This window comes from Arthrobacter sp. 2YAF22_2 (assembly GCF_052114645.1).
Taxonomy (GTDB): Bacteria; Actinomycetota; Actinomycetes; order Actinomycetales; family Micrococcaceae; genus Arthrobacter.
Genome location: NZ_JBFRFD010000429.1, coordinates 1 through 3,304 on the forward strand (window position 1 = coordinate 1; position 3,304 = coordinate 3,304).

Sequence of the window (3,304 nt, forward strand, 5' to 3'; positions counted from 1 at the left end):
GACTCGAGGCCACCGACTCAGGCCTCGGCGGACCCGGCGACGGGACCCCCGCCGCACGGACTTTCCGCGACTTCGACCCGCTCGGCCTCGCAGCCCCGCCCCCGCCGGAACCCCATGCCGGCCGCCCGGCCGCGCAGGACGGTGTTGGCCACCACCGTGACGGCGGTAGCGATGGAGATGCCGCGCCCGGGCCGCGGGACTATGAGCCGGAGGACGAGGGCGACTTCATTCCCGAGGAGCCACCCACCCTGGCCGGATCAGACCCGATGACCGTGCTGGCATGGCTAGGGGCCGTCGGCGGCCCGATCGCCCTGCTGCTGTCCGCCATCTTCTGGCGGACCGCGCCACCGTTGGCGGTGGCCGGCATGGTGGTGGCGTTCGCGGCGTCGGTGGTGTTCCTGATCATGAAGTTGCCGCAGGAAAAGGACGAGCACGACGACGGAGCCAGGGTCTAGCCGGCCCGGGGCCGCCGAGCTTCGGACCCGCTAGCCCCGCATCCGGCTGCTGACCCGGGAGAGGTCCGCGGCGCCGATCAGCCCCGCGTTGGGGCCCAGCGCCGCGAGTTCGATCGCGGCGGCCGGGCGGAAGCCGCGGCCCGTCAGGTTACGCGCGAAGGCCTTCCGTGCGGGGGCCAGGAGGAGGTCACCGGCGTCGCAGAGGCCCCCGCCGATGACGAGGGTGCCCGGGTCCAGGGCAGCGGCCAGGTTCGCCAGCCCCAGGCCGAGCCACTCCCCGACATCTTCGAGGAGTTCCCGCGAGGCGGGGTCACCGGCTTTGGCAAGCCCGGTGACGATCGCTCCGGTGATCCGCTCGGGGCGGCCGTCCACCGCCTTCAACAGTTCCTGGGCCACCGGCGAGTTGCCGTCGGCCAGTTCCCGCGCCTCGCGCCCGAGCGCGTTGCCGGAGGCATACTGTTCCCAGCACCCGCGGTTGCCGCATTCACAGCGGTGGCCGCCGGGCACCATGATCTGGTGGCCGAATTCGCCGGCGACACCGAACCGGCCCCGTTCCAGCCTGCCGTCCATCACCATGGCGCCGCCGATTCCGGTGCCCAGGGTGATGCAGACCAGCCGGCTCTCGCCCCGCCCCGCGCCGAAGCGCCATTCCGCCCAGSCSGCSGCGTCGGCGTCGTTGGTCAGCAGSACCGGCCGCCGCAGCATGCGTTGCAGGTTGTCCCGCAGCGGCTCGTTGCGCCAGGCCAGGTGCGGGCTGAACAGCACGGTGGACCCGTCCAGGTCCATCCAGCCTGCGGCGCCGATGCCCACCGACCAGATCCGGTGGCCGCGCCCCAGTTCCTCGACCAGTTCGACGATCACCCGTTCGACGGCGCGCGGGTCGCTTCCGGGGGTGGACCGTCGGGCCTGGCTGAGGATGCGCCCCTCGGCGTCCACCACTCCGGCCGCCACCTTGGTGCCGCCAATGTCCACGCCGATCGCCAGTCCCCTGCGCCCGAGCCGCAGGTGCTCGCGGAAACGTCCGCCCCCCGCCGGGCCGGGGCGGCCTGGTGCCCTGCTCCGCCAGGCGGCTGTCATGCGCTGAGGGCCGGCCGCCGGCCGGGTGTTGGTGTGTGCATCGTTCCTCATTCTATGGTCCGCCGGGTCATTCTCCGCGGGCACCCGGGGGCGGCCCGGGTGGCACGACCGGCGGTCGGGACCATAAAGTTACTCACCAGTAGTGAAATTGAACACACCCGCCACGGGCCACCTACTAAGGTTGGTCGTACCCCCTTGCGGGTCTATGGATATCAAAGGAGCTATCGTGCGAGAAATCATTGTCCCGCCCCTGGTCACCGTCCCGCCGGAAACGAACGTGACGGACCTGGTCCTGCGCCAGGCCGCCAAGGCATCCAATCCTGCCCTGTTCTCACGGCTTGACGCCGCCGGCCAGTGGCAGGACGTCCGGGCCACTAATTTCCTGGCCGACGTATCCTTGCTCGCCAAGGGCCTGATGGCCAGCGGCGTGGGGGCCGGCGACCGTGTCGGCATCATGTCCCGCACCCGGTACGAATGGTCTCTCGTCGACTTCGCGATCTGGTTCGCCGGCGCCGTCTCGGTCCCGATCTACGAAACGTCCTCCCCCTCGCAGGTTGCCTGGAACCTGGGCGACTCGGGCGCCGTCGCGGCGTTCGGCGAGTCGGCCCACCACGAGGACATCATCCGGCAGGCCGCGACCTCCGAGGGCCTGACCGGGCTAAGGCACGTGTGGCAACTCGAAGGGGACGGCCTCGACGAGGTCCGCGCGGCCGGCTCCGCGATCAGCGACGAGGCACTCGAGGCCCGGCGCAGCCAGGCGTCCCTGCAGGATCTCGCCACCATCATCTACACCTCGGGCACCACCGGGCGCCCCAAGGGCTGCGAGCTGACCCACGGAAACTTCGTGGAATTGTCCGACAACGTGCTGGCCACCTCTTTGGGCCAGACTGTCAACGAGCACGCCCGGACCATCATGTTCCTCCCGCTGGCGCACGTCTTTGCCCGCTTCATCTCTGTCCTGGCCGTGGCGGCCGGCGTGACCGTCGCGCACACCCCCGACATCAAGAACCTGCTGCCGGATCTGCAAAGCTACCGGCCCACGTTCATCCTCGCGGTGCCGCGGGTTTTTGAGAAGGTGTACAACTCCGCCCTGACCAAGGCCGAGGACGGCGGCAAGGGCGCCATCTTCCACCGGGCCGCGGAAACTGCCATCGCCTATTCCCGGGCCAGGCAGGCAGGCAAGGTGGGCCCGGGCCTTCGGCTCAAGCACGCCCTGTTCGACCGGCTGGTCTATGGCAAGCTCCGCGCCGCGATGGGCGGCGAGGTCGCGCACGCCGTATCCGGAGGCGGCCCGCTGGGCGAACGGCTCGGGCACTTCTTCCAGGGCGTCGGCCTGCAGATCCTCGAAGGTTACGGCCTGACGGAAACCACCGCCCCGGTCACCGTCAACACGCCGTCGCTGATTAGGATCGGCACCGTCGGCGCCCCGATCCCCGGCAACGCCGTGAAGATCGCCGACGACGGCGAGATCCTCGCCAAGGGCGTCTGCGTGATGCGGGGCTACTTCAACCGGGACGATCTCACTGCCGAGGCCTTCGAGGACGGCTGGTTCCGCACCGGCGACATTGGCCAGCTCGACGACCAGGGCTTCCTGACCATCACCGGCCGGAAGAAGGAAATCATCGTCACCGCCGGTGGCAAGAATGTGGTGCCGGCGCTGCTGGAGGACCAGATCCGTGCCGACGCGCTCGTCTCGCAGGTCCTCGTGGTGGGCGACAACCGGCCCTTCATCGGCGCCCTCGTCACGCTCGATGAGGAGGCGCTCCCGGGTT

3 protein-coding genes are annotated in these 3,304 nt (G+C 70.2%); 2 read left to right on the forward strand and 1 reads right to left on the reverse strand.

The window, feature by feature from the left end; all coding sequences use genetic code 11:
• A partial coding sequence (locus AB4Y86_RS15315; protein WP_441403050.1) for a hypothetical protein occupies positions 1 to 455 on the forward strand: 455 nt, incomplete at its 5' end.
• A 30-nt stretch (positions 456 to 485) separates the two neighbouring features.
• On the opposite strand, the gene AB4Y86_RS15320 is transcribed toward AB4Y86_RS15315, so the two are convergent.
• A complete protein-coding gene (locus AB4Y86_RS15320) occupies positions 486 to 1,532 on the reverse strand; it encodes an ROK family glucokinase (RefSeq protein WP_441403052.1) in 1,047 nt (348 codons plus the stop codon).
• A 226-nt stretch (positions 1,533 to 1,758) separates the two neighbouring features.
• Between AB4Y86_RS15320 and AB4Y86_RS15325 the strand changes: the two genes are divergently transcribed.
• Positions 1,759 to 3,304, forward strand: a 1,546-nt coding sequence (locus tag AB4Y86_RS15325) for an AMP-dependent synthetase/ligase (protein ID WP_441403051.1), incomplete at its 3' end; no start/stop codon positions are given.